The sequence below is a fragment of the Entomohabitans teleogrylli genome (genome assembly GCF_001484765.1).
Taxonomy (GTDB): Bacteria; Pseudomonadota; Gammaproteobacteria; order Enterobacterales; family Enterobacteriaceae; genus Entomohabitans; species Entomohabitans teleogrylli.
The window spans coordinates 75,424-90,913 of the sequence record NZ_LLXO01000025.1; the positions used below are offsets into that span (position 1 = coordinate 75,424).

Genomic DNA, 15,490 nt, shown 5'->3' on the forward strand with positions numbered 1-15,490 from the left:
CCCGTCGGTAATGAATTTTCCCGATCCGGAGGTTTTTAAAGTTATGCAGCACCACACCGAACAAAGAAGATCGTTGCTGGAACGCATTTTCCATGCCGTCTGCTTCGAAGGGATCGCCACCGCGATGATCGCGCCGACCGCCGCCTGGCTGATGCAGCGTTCGGTCATTGAGATGGGCGGACTGACGGTATTACTGGCCACTATCGCGATGCTGTGGAACATTATCTACAATGCGCTGTTCGACCATTTCTGGCCGGCGCATCTGGTCCGGCGTAGCGCCAAAGTCCGCGCATTGCACGCCCTCGGGTTTGAGTGCGGCTTTATTGTCATTGGCGTGGCGGTGGTGTCGCTGTTTCTCGGCATCAGCCTGGTGCAGGCATTTATGCTGGAGTTCGGTTTCTTCCTGTTCTTCCTGCCCTATACCATGGTCTATAACTGGAGCTATGACGCCCTGCGCGCCCGGGTTGTGAAACGTCGCCGGCAGCGGGTGATGCTGCGCAACTAACCCCTGCGCCGGAGCCGCCGCTCCGGCGTTTCTCATGCCGCCAGTACAAGCCCGACGCTGCTCACGCCGGCGATTTTCCCCCCTTCTTCCCCTTTGTGATTCCAGGTACGGTTGTTCACTTGACGGTGGCGCTGATAAATGGTTGTATCATACAACTACAATAACAACGGAAGCGCCCACCATGACTAACAGCAGCACTCTTATCGAAGATATTCGCTCCGCCTCGCGCCTGATGGTGCGGGAGCTGGGCTTTATGAACGCCACCCTTGCCGCGACCGGGTACTCTGCTTCCGCGGTACACGCCTTGCTGGAGATCGACGCCCACGGCCCCCTGAGCGCCGCGCAACTGGTCCAGTTGCTCGGCCTTGAAAAATCGAGTATCAGCCGCCTGCTCGGTAAGCTGGTAGAGGCGGGAGAACTCGTGGAATCCACGGTCGACGGCGACGGGCGCATTAAGTCGCTGGGCCTGACCGCCCAGGGCCGCCATAGCGTGCAGGAGATTCACGCTTACGGGCGGATGCAGGTGGAAACGGCGATGCGGCAGCTTAACCCCACACAGCAACAAACGGTCGCCCAGGGCATCGCTTTATATGCTCAGGCGCTCAAATCGCGCCGCCAGGCACCGGACAGCCGCACCGCCGCCAGTCCGATCGCCATTGAGTCCGGCTATCGCCCGGGGCTGGTCGGCCGGGTGGTGGAGATGCACGCTGATTTTTACTCACGATATTCCGGTTTCGGGCAATTTTTTGAAAGCCAGGTCGCCAGCGGTATCGCTGAGTTTGTCGGTCGCCTGGATAACCCCGGCAATCGCATCTGGGCCGCGCTACTGAACGGCAGAATTGTCGGCTCCGTGGCTATCGACGGCGGGGATGCAGATAATGACGAGGCCCATCTGCGCTGGTTCATTCTTGATGATGGTTGCCGCGGCGGCGGCGTCGGGAAAAGATTGCTTGAGCAGGCAGTCGCGTTTTGTGATGAGTCAGGTTTCCCGGCAACCCATCTGTGGACCTTCAGCGGCCTCAATGCCGCGCGGCATCTGTATGAAGCGCACGGTTTTGTACTGACTCACGAAGCCGAAGGCAACCAGTGGGGCAGCGTTGTCACCGAACAGCAGTTCACGCGCCGCAAGCCCTGACTGCCTGCAATCACGCAGGTAACCCGGGATAGAAATAGCAACTGCCCCGTTTTCGGGGCAGAGCGCACTTTCCTTTAATCTCTCGATAATGCCTCTATCGGGTTCAGCCGCGAGGCATTTTTTGCCGGCATATAGCCGAAGATAACCCCAATCAGCGTTGAGCACAGCACCGCAGAAATGATGGAAAAAGAAGAGAATACCATCGAAAAGTCTTTCATCAACTGATTGAACGCCATACCAATAGTAAAAGATAGCAGTACACCAACAATGCCACCAATCATGCAAATTAGTATCGCTTCAATCAGAAACTGCTGCAGAATATTCGATTGTCTGGCGCCAATGGCCATACGAATACCAATTTCTCTGGTGCGCTCTGTCACCGACACCAGCATGATATTCATAACCCCGATACCGCCAACCGCCAGTGAAATCAGAGCAATCAGCGAAATAAGTAGCTTCAGGGTATTAGTGGTGGTCTCAATGGTCCTTTTCAGCGTATCGCTGTTCATGATGTAAAAATCTTTTTTTCCATGCCGGGAGGTCAGTAGTTCAGTCACGCTTTTTTCTGCGACGGCGCTGTCAACATCGGCGGACATTCTGACAGTAATCGAATCAATGTTCTTTTCCCCGGAGATTTTATTCATCACCGTGGTATAGGGGACAAAGATATTCAGATCGCTGGTGTTCATCGCCATATTGTTTTTGGTGACGGCAACGCCAATCACTCGCAGCGGCCGCTTATTAAAAATGATAATTCTCCCCAACGGACTTTCGCCATTAAACACACTGTCGAGGGTATTCTCATCAATCACTGCCACAGAGGCGTTATTTGCCACATCCTGTTCACTGAAAGTAAAACCCGTCTGTGTAGCAATACCTTTGGTGACAAAGTATTGCTCCCCCACGCCCTTCACAGTCGCGGTCAGAGATTTACTACCAAAAATGAGCGTTCCTGCAACATTGCTGTTCGGCGTGGAGCTTTCAATATAGCTTTGCTGGCCCAGCGCCTGCGAATCGGCAATAGTCAGAGATTTGGTTTTATCCGCACGGGTATCGCCAAACCCTGAACCATTAAAAATATCCATGGTATTAGTACCCAGCGAACTAATATTATTGAGGATTTTTTGCTGCGAGCCGGTTCCCAGCGCCACCACGCTGACCACCGACGTGATGCCAATAATAATCCCTAACATCGTCAGCATAGAGCGCAATTTATGGGCGATAATCGCCTTAACCGACATGGTAAAAGCTTCGGTCAGTTGTTCGCGGTAAAAGGCAAAATTACGTTTTGGACCAGAATGATTTTCTTTTTCTACCACACCAGGGCGCCGCTGAACTGTATCATTAACAATCTGCCCGTCGCTGATTTCAATAATTCTGTTCGCGTGCTCTGCAATACTCTTATCGTGCGTCACCAGAATGACGGTGTGCCCTTTACGGTTCAGTTCGCTAAGAATCTCCATCACCATCACGCCACTTTTGGAATCCAGGGCGCCGGTGGGTTCATCCGCCAGAATAATACTGCCGCCGTTCATTAAAGCGCGGGCAATACTGACGCGCTGCTGCTGGCCGCCAGATAACTCACTCGGCCGGTTTTCCAGGCGCTCACCAAGCTCAAGGTCGTTGAGTAAATCGGCGGCCCGCTGCTGACGCTGCTGGTTGCCCATTCCGGCATAGACGGAAGGTAATACCACGTTATCTGTCGCATTCAGAGAGCTGAGCAGGTTATAGCGCTGAAAAATAAACCCGAACATCGAGAGCCGCAGATCCGCAAGCTGATCGTCATTCATCGCACTCACCCGGTTGCCATCCAGCAGATAATCACCAGCACTGGCTTTATCCAGACAGCCAATAATATTCATCAGAGTGGACTTTCCTGAACCGGAAGCACCAATGATGGCCACAAAATCGCCGCGATCAATCTCCAGATTGATGTCTTTCAGCACCTGAACGCGACTGTTCCCTTCACCAAAAAACCGATTCAGAGAGGAGATTTTAATGATAGGTTCCATTTCCCCTCCTATATCGGTGACGGCATTGTGTTACCGACCTTTTCACCGGCGCTGAGTTCCGAGAGAATCACTTTGTCACCCTCGCGGAGACCCGCAACAATTTCTGTCATAAATTCGTTGCTGATACCGGTCTGCACCACGCGTTCCGTTTTGACATTATCTTCGCCCAGTAGATAGACCACACTTTTTCCCTGCTGTTTTTTAACCGCTAATGCAGGAACCAGCAGAACATCCTTACGGCTGTCTATTTCAATAGATCCTTCCGTTGACATACCGATACGCAGCTTTCCCTGCGGGTTTTCGACAATAACATTGGCGTAATAATAGACGGCATCTGTATTGGTCACCGATTCAGAATAATTGTTATCCGTCAGAGTTGTTAAGCCAGGATCTACCGAAGTAATCGCCTCCTGATATTGAATATCGGGATCGGCCAGCGTCGAGAACTGCGCGTTCATTCCCTCCCTGACCCTGGTCACATCCCCTTCAGGAATTTCAAGTTTGATCAGCATGGTCGTTAAATCAGCGATCTGTACGATGGTCGGCGTTTCCATGGAGCTATTCACCGTTTGCCCTACCGATACCGGAACCGAGATCACCACACCGTCAATTGGCGAGACAATAGTGGTATAGTCCAACTCGGTTCTGGCAGAACTCACGGCGATTTCAGCCTGCTTAATGTTTTCTGCCGTTACCTGTAGATCCGCTCGCGCTGTTGCCAGCGTATCGCTGGCCGTATCCAGCGTTTCCCGGGACACTGCACTGGTTTTAGCGAGCGTGGAAACCCGAGTAAAATTACGCTGCGCCACATCAAGGGTGACTTTTTTCGATTCATATTCAGCACGATAAGTTGCCAGTTGTGATTCAGCCTTCTTCAGGTCGTTCTCTTTGGTTGTGGAATCAATGCGGGCGATAAGCTGGCCTTTGCTAATCGAATCTCCCAACGCCACCGTCATTTCCGTAACTTTACCCGACACCTGAGCCCCCACATTCACCCGGTTATTGCTTCGCACGGTGCCAGTGGTGATGACGGTGGTAGAGATGTCGCCTTTTTTAACCTGTTCAGTCAAATAAATATTGCCCTGTTTTGCCGGAGCCAGCATATAGATACCAGCGGCGATACTGGCAGTAACCATAGCCAAAGCCCAAAGAAACCCTTTCCTTTTCATTATGCTCTGTGTTCTCCCTGATGGATAATAAATTGAGAATGATCATTCATTCCCAGAATGTTATACTAAAAACTTATAGACTGATACGTGTTTGACAGAAAAATACATTGGTAGAGAAAGGCTATGTCATCAACAAAACCCGACCGTAGAATGCAGATAATCAACGCCGCCCGTGATTGTGTCATCAGCAGGGGGTTTCACAATTCCAGCATTAATGACATCGCAGAACAGGCAGGTATCAGTACGGGTCTGGTGTATCGCTACTTCAACAGTAAAGATGAGATAATCGAATCCGTTGTCGATCAGGTCGTCCAGGAAATGCAAAGTCTACTGCCCACAGAGGGGCTTTCCGCTGCGCAGTGCGATGCCAGCATCACCTTTCCCTCAGGGTTGCCTGATAACGATAAATTCAAAAAATATATCTTGCTAATGATGGAAATCTCCGCTGAAGCCACCAGAAATGAAAAGATATTGAACATGGTTATCCATGCGAGGCAGCGATTAAAAGACTTCGCTCTGGAGAAAGAAAAACAGCATTTTCCCGAACTAACAGACAGCGAACTGCGTGCCAGACTCCACGTCGCTTCAGTGCTTGCCGATGGTATAGCGATCAGAGAAACGCTCGGGCTGCAAAGCGCAACGCCGGAATTCATCGCACTTGCACAGGAAATATTCCATGCTCTGCACATGCCCGCAATAAAGGAAGGACAATGACCAGTACATCGCGCCTGGCTGTACAGGCAGCGCGTCGTAAGGAAATTATTGCCGCCGCGAGGAGCTGCTTTCTCAGCGCTGGCTTCCACGGTGCCACCATGACGCAAATTAGCCGGCAGTCAGGCTACAGCGCTGGCCAGATCTATCGTTATTTCAAAAATAAAGAAGCGATCATTGCCGAATTTGTTTTGTGTATGACAGCCAGACGAGTCTGCGTCATATTTAGCGAAGCGACTTCCCCCACCGCCCTGCAAAACCTCCTGATTCAGCATGCGGTAAGCTGGTTTGGCCAACCCCCTGAAGATCGCGCCCTGCAGCGGGAAATCATTGCTGAGGCCTCACGTAATCCCGCGATTCAAAAAATGCTCCAGCAGGCAAACGCTCTGTCTTACAGCCAGGCGCTGACACATATGCAACGGCTATATCCCGAATGGGATGAACAGAAACTGGCAGCCAGATTTGAGTTTGTTGCAGCATTGATGGATGGCCTAAGTAGCCGTATCCCCGGTGACGAGGAACAGGACATGCATGCAGTCCACAAGGTCTACACAAACCTGTTCGCTCTGTTGTTTAACGAAGCTGTACAGCCGACAAGTCGTTAAGACATTCAAATGACATCACTGGCGCTGGCCATCCCGCAGAGCGAGACGTTTCCGCGCCGCCTCTCCTCCCTGAAGGCTACGCCGCCAGCGCCTGGAGCGCCAGATCGACAACCGCCCGCGCCTGTTCTTCCGGGACGCCATCCCTGACCTGAACGGTAAGCCCGAAAAGTAGGGTAGTAAAATATTCCGCCAGAATTTGCGCATGGTGTTGTGCGGGAATATCCCCTTCCTGCTGACCGCGCCGCAAGCGGTCGGCAAACAACTGCGAGGTGCGCCGCCGTTCTTCATTCAGCAGGCGCTGAATCGGCATACTGTCCTGCGATCCACAGAGCGCCGCCAGCACCACCAGACAGCCTTTGTGGCCTTCAGCCGCAAAGAACTGCTTCAGGGTCTGGTTAAACAGCGCCGCAATGCCTTCCCGGGCGGTGTCTGAATCGCTCAGCGCCCGTTCGCGGTACGAACCATATTTTTCAAGGTAAAAGCTCACCGCTTCGGCAAACAGCGCATCTTTATTACCAAATGCCGCGTACAGACTGGGTGAATTGATCCCCATCGCGGCCTTAAGAACTGAAAGACTCGACGCTTCATAGCCGTAGCGCCAGAACGTTTCCATCGCCTTTTCCAGCGCGACGGCCCGGTCGAAATCCCTTGGTCTTCCGCGGGTTGGGGTATTTTCAGTGGTCATAAAAATTATTTCTGTAATGATTGATACATAAATAGCTTGACGCTGGTGAAGTCAATTATATACTAATCGATACAGAAATAGCGAGAGAAGCGCGACATCCTCTTTTCGTTGTCGCTGTATGCCATCATCTTCCTGCGAAGGAGGTGATAGCGCAGATTCCACCTGCACGTAGTGAAAGACAATATCGCTACCCAACAATAGAGAAAGTTTTGATGAAAATGAAATCGGCACTGCTGGCCGCAATGGTTTTTGCTGCCCTGAATTCTGCCCACGCAGAATATGATCCCAACCTGAAATCCATTGATACCCCTGCCGAAGTATCGCAACAGCAATTCAATCAGGTACAAAGCGAACAGCGTGGACAATATGCCTATGGCGAGGGACTGAAGAGTCAGTTCATCAATGTCAATGGCGTCCGTTTGCATTATGTTGAAGGCGGAAACAGCGGAACACCGATTGTCTTCATCCACGGTTTCGGTTCTACATGGAAAATGTGGGAGCCGATAATGGAAAAATTTAAAGCCAGCAACAAAGTGATCGCTATTGACCTGCCGGGCCTTGGGCAGTCTTCCGCTGTGGCGAATGACGACTACTCCGCAGAGAATATTTCGGCTATTTTGCTGACCGCTATCAAACAGATAGCCGGTAATGGACCGATTTATTACGTCAGCCACGATCTGGGGAATTCAGCCTCTTATCCGCTGGTCGCTAATAACCAGGGATATATCAGCAAAGTGGTGTTTATGGACTCGCCAATTCCCGATAAAGCCATGTTTGAATACCCGGGCTATACCCCATCGGGGCCGGGGCTGGGCTGGCACTTTGGCTATTTCAGCTTTGGCGATATTGCCGAAAAACAGGTCGGCAGCGACCCGGCGCTGTTTTTCTCTTATTTCATTAAAACCTATGCCGGGAAAAAGGACGTGTTCACCCCGACGCTGTTAACTGAGCTCATTGAACCTTACTCAACCCGTGAGAAATTGCACGCCGCCTTTGGCTATTACAAATCGCATGCCCGCTCCGTTAAACAGAATGAAGCGCTGCTTGCCGCCGGTAAAACGCTGTCAATCCCGTCAATGGCATTAACCGGCGCATCAGGGGTTAACGATGTGCTGGTCAAGGAAATGCGCAGCCGTTTTGTGAAAGACAGGCAAAACTTTACAGGCGTCATTCTGCCAAATACCGGTCACTGGATGGTGGAAGAAAATGCCTCCGGGGTGATTAAACAACTGGAGAATTTCCTGTCCCTGTAACCCGCCAGACTGTGGGAGCCGCAGAGCATTGACGGTCTCCCACGCTGAAAATGCCATGTACAGAAGTGGCTGTACCGCCGCGCCTGTAGCAGCGCGGCAGACAGGTTATCTGGCGCGGGTTACTTCATGCCATCTTTAAAAAATGACGTCAGTCTGGCAAATGGGATCAAATCGGTGCGATCGTACAGATCGACATGTCCTGCCCCAGGAACCTGATACAGCTCTTTCGGCTGGCCGGCGCGTTGATAAGCATCTTCGCTGAACTCTTTCGAATGCGCCTGGTCGCCGGTAATAAACAACATCGGCCGCGGCGAAATCGTCTCAATATCGTTAAACGGGTAGAAGTTCATGAATTTACCAATACTGCTCAGCATCGGTTTGGTGGTCAGTTCCTCTTGTTCGCCCTGTGGGGTATAACCACCGCGCCCGGTACGATAAAAATCAAAGAATTCACGCTGAATAGCTGAAGTGGAATCATCCAGTTTGTTAACCGTACCGGGGATATACGCAATCTCCCCGCCTTTAAACTCGGCAAACCGCTGTTCAATCGCCGACTGGATAAACGCTTTGCGCTGCTCCGGGGTTTGAGAATGGTTAAGACCGTTTCGGAACGCAGAGCCCATATCGTACATGCTCACCGTGGCGATCGCTTTCAGCCGCGGGTCGATTTTTGCCGCGCTGATAGCGAAACTCCCGCTGCCGCAGATACCCAGGCCCCCTATTTTTTCGGCATCCACAAAAGGCTGAGTGCTGAGAAAATCAACCGCGGCGCTGAAGTCGTCGGTATAGATTTCCGGCGCAATCAGGTGTCCCGGCTTCCCTTCGCTTTCGCCCCAGAATGACAGATCAATCGCCAGGGTTACGAAACCCTGCTCCGCCAGCTTTTGTGCGTAAAGTCGGGAACTCTGCTCTTTCACTGCTCCCATAGGATGACCGACGATAATTGCCGGGTACCTGGCATTCTGGTCCCTCTCTTTGGGGATAAACAGATTGCCGACGACATTCATCTGGTACTGATTCTTAAACGTTACCTTTTGCTCAGTCAGCTTATCGCTGGTATAGAAATTGTCGGCGCCTTTTGACATATCGGCGGCGCAGGCGGCGAATGAGCTGATTAACAGCCCCAATGCCAGAGTCAGGTTTTTCATCTTCTTGTCCTTTAGTCGGTCAGCGTGGCGTTATCAATCACAAAGCGATAGTGCACATCGCCTTTCAGCATCCGCTCATAGGCGGTGTTGATTTGATCGGCGCGAATCAGTTCGATGTCGGCGACAATCCCGTGTTCAGCGCAGAAGTCGAGCATCTCCTGGGTTTCCGGGATACCGCCAATCATTGAACCGGCAATCGAGCGACGCTTCATGATCAGGTTGAATACTTCCGGCGAATCGTGCGGTGTGGCCGGGGCGCCTACCAGCGTCATGGTGCCGTCACGCCTGAGCAGAGCGGTGAAAATATCCAGATTGTGCGGCGCGGCAACGGTATTGAGGATGAGGTCGAAACTGTTGCTGTGTTGCGCCATTTCATGCGCATTACGCGACACCACCACTTCATCAGCGCCGAGCGCTTTTGCCGCTGCGCGTTTCGCTTCCGAGGTGGTAAACGCCACCACATGGGCGCCCATGGCGTGCGCCAGTTTGATGCCCATATGCCCCAGACCGCCAATGCCCACGACGCCGACTTTTTTACCTGGGCCAGCCTGCCAGTGGCGCAGAGGAGACCAGGTGGTGATCCCGGCGCACAACAGCGGCGCGACGGCGGCCAGTTGTTCCTGCGGATGGCGGATACGTAAAACATAACGCTCGTGGACCACAATCTGCTGTGAATAACCGCCCAGCGTATGGCCTGGCGCATCCGGGGTCGGGAAGTTGTAGGTGCCGACCATCTGGTCGCAATAGTTTTCCAGCCCCTCATCGCATTCCGCGCAGTGCTGGCAACTGTCGACAATACAGCCGACGCCGACCAGATCGCCTGGTCGGTAGTGGTGTACATGTTCGCCGACGGCGGCTACCCGACCAACGATTTCATGCCCGGGTACGCAGGGGTACAACGTACCGGCCCATTCGGCGCGCACCTGGTGAATGTCGGAATGGCATACCCCGCAGTAAGCGATATCGATCTGCACATCATGCGCTCCCGGGGCGCGGCGGATAATATCCATGGGTTCAAGAGGAAGCGTGCCGGCATGGGCACCATAAGCTTTTACTGTCATCAGATAATCTCCGGTTGGTTGGTCCCGCTCAGGGTCGCTCGGGCATTTCTGAGCGCGAAGTCAGGTAAATAAGCAGTGTGGCGACCAGCAGCATCACTGTGCTGGCAATAAAGGTGCTGCGGTAGCCGCTGAGGTCGAACAGCAGTCCGCCCACCGTAGAGCCCAGCGCAATGGAGAGCTGAATCATCGCCACCATCAGGCCGCCCCCGGCTTCGGCGTTATCCGCAAAGGTCCCCGGCACCCATGCCCACCAGCCCACAGGCGCGGCGGTGGCGAGCAATCCCCACAGCCCCAGCAGCATAACTACCGTGACCAGTTGGTCGCCGAATACCACCAGGGCCAGCGCGGTGACGGCCATCAGCAGCGGGAGCGCCATCAGCGTCCGGTAAAATCCGCGCGCCAGCAGCGGGCCGATCAGCAGGGTGCCGGCAAATCCCGCCAGCCCGATGACCAGCAGAATGAAGGTCACCACTGACGCATCGACCCGGGTCACCGTTTCAAGAAATGGACGGATATAGGTGAACAGGGTGAACTGCCCCATAAAGAAAAAGCCGACGGCTGTCATACCGATAAGCACCACCCGACGGCGCAACAGCGCCAGAACATGGACGGAAGCGCCTGAGCGGCGGGTCACCGGCATCGACGGCAGACTGACCAGCAGCCATATAAAAGCCAGCAGCGCAACCGGCGCTAGGCAAAAGAACGCGCCGCGCCAGCCCATCACCGAACCGAGATAGCTGCCCAGCGGCGGCGCCACGACGGTCGCCAGCGCATTACCGCCATTGAAAATCGCCAGCGCGCGCGTCACGCGATGGGCAGGCACCAGGCGCATGGCGGTAGCCGCCGACATCGACCAGAATCCGCCCACCGCAATGCCGATCAGCCCGCGGCCGACCATATAGATGAAATAGTTCGGCGCCATGGCGATCGTCACTCCCGACAGCGCCATCAGCGCACTCAACCCGAGCAGCAGTGTTTTACGGTTCAGGGCGCCGGACAGGGTCGAAATGAACAGGCTGGTCACTACCGCAAAAGCGCCGGAGATAGCGATGCCCTGCCCAACCATACCTTCAGTGATGGCAAGATCGGCGGCGATCGGTGTCAACAGGCTCACCGGCATGAACTCCGATGCTATCAGGGCAAACACGCACAGGGTCATGGCGAATACGCCGCCCCAGTGAGCGGTCTGCTGGCCGTGAACCGGCGTCTCCTGTGGTGTTTCATAGGTCTGGCTACTCATTCCGCTTAGGGTTTCCTGTGTGACGGCAATACTGGCGGGTTGCTGCAAAACACGGCCACGCGTTGCGCAGCAATGCCCCGGTGTTATGGCTTATCGATTTGTACATGGTCCGGAGGTACGCCAGTCGCAGGCCTGGCGTGTGACGCTATTCGGCGGCGCGGATCTGCACCGCCAGCGGGCCAGGGCGCTGCAGCGCAGGTAATCCGCCATCGACTTTCCCGAGTGGGACAAGCCCCCGGGAGTAGTTCCCATCCCGGACGAAAATCGCCAGATTTCCCCACGGAGCATATAGCGTGATATCCCCGGTCTGCGGGGTGAAGCCCGCCGGCGCCCCGACAGTGGAAAGCCTGCCCGGCAACGGGCTAACCCTTTCAATATCGGCATAGTCTTCAAGGGTCAGCGACAGCGGCAGCAGCGCGGCAAAATCGCGCCCTGCCGGGGTGTTATACAGCGTGGCAAGGACCACATCGCTATCGATAGTCAGGCTAATTTTCATCAACGGCTCCTGTGAAAACCCGCGGGCGTTATCCGCTGCGGTACTGATCTGGCTGAAGGCCAGGCCCCCGGCGACCAGGGCGGCGAACAGCAGTAATGCTTTACGCCATCGACTGGCTGTAACAGTGAATATTGATGTTTTCATGGCGTTATTGTTGCCAGGAAGTAAGATGCTGACTAGCTAATGAATACTTAATGGGTTTATAAGTAATACTTATTAATAAAAAACCGGGCAGGAAAATATGGCCAGACGTAATCTCAACGATTTACTGTTTTTTGTGACGGTGGCGCGGGAAGGCAGCTTTACGCGGGCGGCGGCGCAGCTTGGGGTAACCCAGCCGGCACTGAGCCAGGCGATCTCCGGGCTGGAAGAGCGTATGCAAATCCGCCTGCTGACCCGCACTACCCGCAGCGTTTCGCCCACCGCCGCTGGTGAACGTCTGTTACAGTCGGTGGGCCATCGTATTGATGAAATTACCGCTGAGCTGGATATGCTGACCGAACTGCGTGACAAACCCGCTGGCACGGTGCGTATCACCTGCGGCCCCAATGTCCTGAAGACCACCCTGCTGCCCAAACTGACGCCGTTACTGCGCGAGTACCCGGACATTCATATTGAGTTCGACGCCAACCATGGTTTTCGGGATATTGTCGCGGATCGATTCGATGCCGGCGTCAGACTTGGCGATACCATTGATAAAGATATGATTGCTGTGCCCATCGGCCCCAAATTACGCATGGCCGCGGTGGCCTCCCCCGATTATTTCGCACGCCATCCGCTCCCCCGGACGCCTCATGAACTTACCCGTCACCAGTGCATAAACCAGCGCATGATCCGCTCCGGGGGAATTTATGTGTGGGATTTCGACAGGCAGGGTGGCGATCTTAACGTGCGGGTCAGCGGACAGCTCACGTTCAACACCTCGGAACATATTGTCGACGCGGCGCTGGCCGGGTTGGGTATCGCCTTTTTACCCGAAGAAGAGTTGGGTTCGCACATCGCCGAAGGCCGTCTGATTCGGGTGCTGGAAGAGTGGTGTTTACCGTTTCCCGGCTATTACCTGTACTACCCGAGCCGCAAGCAGCCGTCCCCGGCGTTTTCGCTGGTCGTGGATGCGCTACGGGTGCGGCGGAAAAGCTAATTAAGGTCTGAACGAATACGCGGACAGTGTGTTCTGATATATAACTTCATTAGTTTAATTTCCGTTTTTATATTTATCTTTCTCTATCCAACAGTTGATTTCACACGAATTAATGCGACCACCATAGAAATTTCCGCATAAATTAAAGCAGACAACCCCAAAATTAATACTTTAATCATAACCATACTGTTTAAAAGAAAAAATGGTTAATCATTTAAATATGTATCATTTGCATTAGATATACTAAGGCTGGTTAAAGCATGATCGCTGACTATATCTGAAAAAATGTCTATTTTAACGTTTTATATGCAATGCCAGATTTCCAGGATTTGCTCAGAGCAAACCCATTAGTTCTTATCTTTCTCCTTTCTTTTTCTGTTGAATTGTGCGTATCAGATTCCATCTTCCGGCACCGTTCCTGAGCATACAAAACAAATCACTGCGTTATCAATCACAAAACTCATCACCCCTTTCTAATAACCGATGAATTACTTCCTAAGCATCGTTCCTGTAAATTATACGACCGAATTTTATGATCTTTCTCCTGCGAAATTAACTATACAAATACATTTAAAGCTCGCCTGATAGGTCCCATACCACCTCGTCACAGGATTATTGGTAATTCAATATATACCTTGAGCCGCACGATTGTGGGAAGTCTACAGGAGGAGGTAATTCATAAAAACGATCATTCCACTTACCACATAAACCCAACAAATACATCCCTGAGAACACTAAATATAAAAAAGAAGTTTTATTACAGTTAATGATTTAAATCATAAAATAAATAACCGCATTCACTTATAAAAGAAAAGCCAATCGCATTTCTTATAGAACATTGCGTTAGTACAGAAAAGCTCTTTTGAATAAACAAGGATGGTTTTATGTTAAAAAAATCTCTGCCAGCCGCATTCATTGCGCTGTGTACATTATCCTTCAGCGCCAGTGCTATGTGGCAACATCCATATGCGAAAGCATTTTCCGATACTCCTGCTCCTGTTACCAGCCCTGTATTTTCGCAACAGGAGCATCCATCCGGAGGTGGTTCAGGGCGTTCAGGAAAGAAGAAAATTGTATGCCCGTGGGGTACCTTTATGACAAAACATATTACTGGGGTATGGTACTGCCAGTCATATTTTGGATAATCACTAACATTCAAATAAAACCCGCTGGACAGCGGGTTTCACTATCAAAATTATCTTCTATAACAATGAACTTCTCGCGCCCAGACAACCCCTTTATTAAATTATTTAACGACAGTCTGCGGGATAACTGCCTGAACATTCACGGGTTCCTGTCACTGGAAGATGTGCAGGAAAAACTCGATAACTGGTGTAAGGAATACAATCATAAGAGAACTTATTCATCATTAAATGGCATGACTCCGGCGGAATTTATCCGAAGTATCCACAAAGACGAAGATCTCTGATTTAGCGCTGTACTGATTTTGGGCCAGGACCAACTTCAGGGGTATGTCACCATTAATATACTTGAGCCCTGAAAAGCACCTGTTGACGCAGGCTGGCCATTCAGGGTGACAGTAATATTGAAAGTCTCGGAAGTTGGGCCGTAAATAGTTGTCCCCAATGACCCCTTAGACGTTGTCACGGCGGCATTCATATTATTGTTTAACCTGAAACTGCTCGCCTCGCCGGGAAGCGTCAGTTTGTATGCCACATTATTTGCACTACACTGCATCGTAATTGGTTTTGACAATGATTTACCCGCGGCTTCTGTACGGCTGAGTGTACCAAAGTTAAAATCCAGGCTTTGTGTCACAGGCGCACAATAGACCGGTGGAGTCGGCGGAACAGTAGCCAGCTGGCACTGACTCAGGGGAACAACAAAATCCCTCATCCCAACTTGAGCCACATAAGTTGGGTATTGAGAATCCATCTGAAGCTGAATCAATCCTGCGCACTGTGCCAATGGTCCAGTCGAGTTAATGTAATTCGACTTGCTGGCCATATACGTCCTGCCGATTAATGACTTAAGTTCTGTAACGGCAGTACCGTAGGTGTTATGCACTGTACTGGACAGCCAGGTGACCGAATAATTTCCCTGACCAAAATGTGCACTTCCGGCAACGTCACCCGTACGAGTAATGACCCCCCAACGCCAGCCGCTTTGCCCTACAATAACTGGAGGAATAACCCTCGCCGCCTCTTCATCTGTAAGAATCACCGGTACAACCACCCCGCTGGTTGTACAGGAAGTAAACATGCCTCCAGGAGGATCCTGGAAACTACCATAGGAGCAATGCGCACTGGTCAGATTTAACGCCCCCCCTTCAACAATCGCGCTCACACCAGTTGGTAACAGAGAAATA

General features: G+C 52.2%; 15 protein-coding genes and 1 pseudogene. 8 read left to right on the plus strand and 8 right to left on the minus strand.

Annotated elements, in window-relative coordinates; translation table 11 throughout:
- Nucleotides 1-43: 43 nt before the first annotated feature.
- Both AQ981_RS21340 and AQ981_RS21345 read left to right on the plus strand, forming a co-directional pair.
- Entirely contained in the window at nucleotides 44-505 is a 462-nt protein-coding gene (locus AQ981_RS21340; RefSeq protein ID WP_058913780.1) for a multidrug/biocide efflux PACE transporter, read from the plus strand.
- Nucleotides 506-686: 181 nt separating this feature from the next.
- On the plus strand, nucleotides 687-1,640 hold the full coding sequence (locus tag AQ981_RS21345; RefSeq protein ID WP_058913781.1) for a bifunctional helix-turn-helix transcriptional regulator/GNAT family N-acetyltransferase: 954 nt from the start codon (nucleotides 687-689) through the stop codon (nucleotides 1,638-1,640).
- 74 nt (nucleotides 1,641-1,714) lie between these two features.
- Here AQ981_RS21345 and AQ981_RS21350 read toward each other — a convergent pair whose 3' ends face one another.
- Nucleotides 1,715-3,652: a MacB family efflux pump subunit gene (locus tag AQ981_RS21350; protein WP_058913782.1), complete on the minus strand. Its 1,938-nt coding sequence runs from the start codon at nucleotides 3,650-3,652 to the stop codon at nucleotides 1,715-1,717.
- Between the two features lie 8 nt (nucleotides 3,653-3,660).
- Nucleotides 3,661-4,788, minus strand: a complete 1,128-nt coding sequence (locus tag AQ981_RS21355; RefSeq protein ID WP_249226365.1) for an efflux RND transporter periplasmic adaptor subunit — start codon at nucleotides 4,786-4,788, stop codon at nucleotides 3,661-3,663.
- A gap of 156 nt (nucleotides 4,789-4,944) precedes the next feature.
- Here AQ981_RS21355 and AQ981_RS21360 point away from each other — a divergent pair, with 156 nt between their 5' ends.
- On the plus strand, nucleotides 4,945-5,535 hold the full coding sequence (locus tag AQ981_RS21360; protein ID WP_082683243.1) for a TetR/AcrR family transcriptional regulator: 591 nt from the start codon (nucleotides 4,945-4,947) through the stop codon (nucleotides 5,533-5,535).
- Entirely contained in the window at nucleotides 5,532-6,137 is a 606-nt protein-coding gene (locus tag AQ981_RS21365) for a TetR/AcrR family transcriptional regulator (RefSeq protein ID WP_058913785.1), read from the plus strand. Before AQ981_RS21360 ends, AQ981_RS21365 begins: the two co-directional genes overlap by 4 nt.
- 76 nt (nucleotides 6,138-6,213) lie before the next feature.
- Here AQ981_RS21365 and AQ981_RS21370 read toward each other — a convergent pair whose 3' ends face one another.
- Nucleotides 6,214-6,822 carry a TetR/AcrR family transcriptional regulator gene (locus AQ981_RS21370; RefSeq protein WP_058913786.1) on the minus strand — a complete coding sequence of 203 codons (609 nt, stop codon included), beginning with the start codon at nucleotides 6,820-6,822 and terminating at the stop codon, nucleotides 6,214-6,216.
- Nucleotides 6,823-7,034: 212 nt separating this feature from the next.
- Between AQ981_RS21370 and AQ981_RS21375 the strand changes: the two genes are divergently transcribed.
- A complete protein-coding gene (locus AQ981_RS21375) occupies nucleotides 7,035-8,075 on the plus strand; it encodes an alpha/beta fold hydrolase (RefSeq protein WP_058913787.1) in 1,041 nt (346 codons plus the stop codon).
- Nucleotides 8,076-8,194: 119 nt separating this feature from the next.
- Here the strand turns inward: AQ981_RS21375 and AQ981_RS21380 are convergent, their stop codons facing one another.
- The 4 genes from AQ981_RS21380 to AQ981_RS21395 form a co-directional block, all read right to left on the minus strand.
- Nucleotides 8,195-9,223: an alpha/beta hydrolase gene (locus AQ981_RS21380; RefSeq protein WP_058913788.1), complete on the minus strand. Its 1,029-nt coding sequence runs from the start codon at nucleotides 9,221-9,223 to the stop codon at nucleotides 8,195-8,197.
- Nucleotides 9,224-9,234: 11 nt separating this feature from the next.
- Nucleotides 9,235-10,284: an NAD(P)-dependent alcohol dehydrogenase gene (locus tag AQ981_RS21385; RefSeq protein ID WP_058913789.1), complete on the minus strand. Its 1,050-nt coding sequence runs from the start codon at nucleotides 10,282-10,284 to the stop codon at nucleotides 9,235-9,237.
- Nucleotides 10,285-10,312: 28 nt separating this feature from the next.
- Nucleotides 10,313-11,524, minus strand: a complete 1,212-nt coding sequence (locus AQ981_RS21390) for an MFS transporter (RefSeq protein WP_249226364.1) — start codon at nucleotides 11,522-11,524, stop codon at nucleotides 10,313-10,315.
- A 145-nt stretch (nucleotides 11,525-11,669) separates the two neighbouring features.
- Entirely contained in the window at nucleotides 11,670-12,164 is a 495-nt protein-coding gene (locus tag AQ981_RS21395; RefSeq protein WP_071608977.1) for a cyclophilin-like fold protein, read from the minus strand.
- 97 nt (nucleotides 12,165-12,261) lie between these two features.
- Between AQ981_RS21395 and AQ981_RS21400 the strand changes: the two genes are divergently transcribed.
- The 3 genes and pseudogenes from AQ981_RS21400 to AQ981_RS27400 all read left to right on the plus strand — a co-directional run.
- Nucleotides 12,262-13,161, plus strand: a complete 900-nt coding sequence (locus AQ981_RS21400) for a LysR family transcriptional regulator (RefSeq protein ID WP_058913790.1) — start codon at nucleotides 12,262-12,264, stop codon at nucleotides 13,159-13,161.
- Nucleotides 13,162-14,045: 884 nt separating this feature from the next.
- A complete protein-coding gene (locus AQ981_RS27750) occupies nucleotides 14,046-14,306 on the plus strand; it encodes a hypothetical protein (RefSeq protein ID WP_154675966.1) in 261 nt (86 codons plus the stop codon).
- Between the two features lie 59 nt (nucleotides 14,307-14,365).
- Nucleotides 14,366-14,590 (plus strand): annotated as a pseudogene (locus tag AQ981_RS27400) (integrase core domain-containing protein); the annotation flags it as partial.
- Between the two features lie 35 nt (nucleotides 14,591-14,625).
- Here the strand turns inward: AQ981_RS27400 and AQ981_RS27895 are convergent.
- The coding region (locus AQ981_RS27895; protein ID WP_420809781.1) for a hypothetical protein at nucleotides 14,626-15,490 on the minus strand (865 nt) is incomplete at its 5' end.

What these genes read in the sequence shown, in the direction of transcription:
- AQ981_RS21365 (WP_058913785.1), top strand. Translation starts at nt 5,532, where the DNA reads ATGACCAGTACATCGCGCCTGGCTGTACAGGCAGCGCGTCGTAAGGAA.
- AQ981_RS21355 (WP_249226365.1), bottom strand. Translation starts at nt 4,788, where the DNA reads ATGGTTACTGCCAGTATCGCCGCTGGTATCTATATGCTGGCTCCGGCA.
- AQ981_RS21380 (WP_058913788.1), bottom strand. Translation starts at nt 9,223, where the DNA reads ATGAAAAACCTGACTCTGGCATTGGGGCTGTTAATCAGCTCATTCGCC.
- AQ981_RS21390 (WP_249226364.1), bottom strand. Translation starts at nt 11,524, where the DNA reads ATGAGTAGCCAGACCTATGAAACACCACAGGAGACGCCGGTTCACGGC.
- AQ981_RS21400 (WP_058913790.1), top strand. Translation starts at nt 12,262, where the DNA reads ATGGCCAGACGTAATCTCAACGATTTACTGTTTTTTGTGACGGTGGCG.
- AQ981_RS21350 (WP_058913782.1), bottom strand. Translation starts at nt 3,652, where the DNA reads ATGGAACCTATCATTAAAATCTCCTCTCTGAATCGGTTTTTTGGTGAA.
- AQ981_RS21345 (WP_058913781.1), top strand. Translation starts at nt 687, where the DNA reads ATGACTAACAGCAGCACTCTTATCGAAGATATTCGCTCCGCCTCGCGC.
- AQ981_RS27750 (WP_154675966.1), top strand. Translation starts at nt 14,046, where the DNA reads ATGTTAAAAAAATCTCTGCCAGCCGCATTCATTGCGCTGTGTACATTA.
- AQ981_RS21340 (WP_058913780.1), top strand. Translation starts at nt 44, where the DNA reads ATGCAGCACCACACCGAACAAAGAAGATCGTTGCTGGAACGCATTTTC.
- AQ981_RS21370 (WP_058913786.1), bottom strand. Translation starts at nt 6,822, where the DNA reads ATGACCACTGAAAATACCCCAACCCGCGGAAGACCAAGGGATTTCGAC.
- AQ981_RS21360 (WP_082683243.1), top strand. Translation starts at nt 4,945, where the DNA reads ATGTCATCAACAAAACCCGACCGTAGAATGCAGATAATCAACGCCGCC.
- AQ981_RS21375 (WP_058913787.1), top strand. Translation starts at nt 7,035, where the DNA reads ATGAAAATGAAATCGGCACTGCTGGCCGCAATGGTTTTTGCTGCCCTG.
- AQ981_RS21395 (WP_071608977.1), bottom strand. Translation starts at nt 12,164, where the DNA reads ATGAAAACATCAATATTCACTGTTACAGCCAGTCGATGGCGTAAAGCA.
- AQ981_RS21385 (WP_058913789.1), bottom strand. Translation starts at nt 10,284, where the DNA reads ATGACAGTAAAAGCTTATGGTGCCCATGCCGGCACGCTTCCTCTTGAA.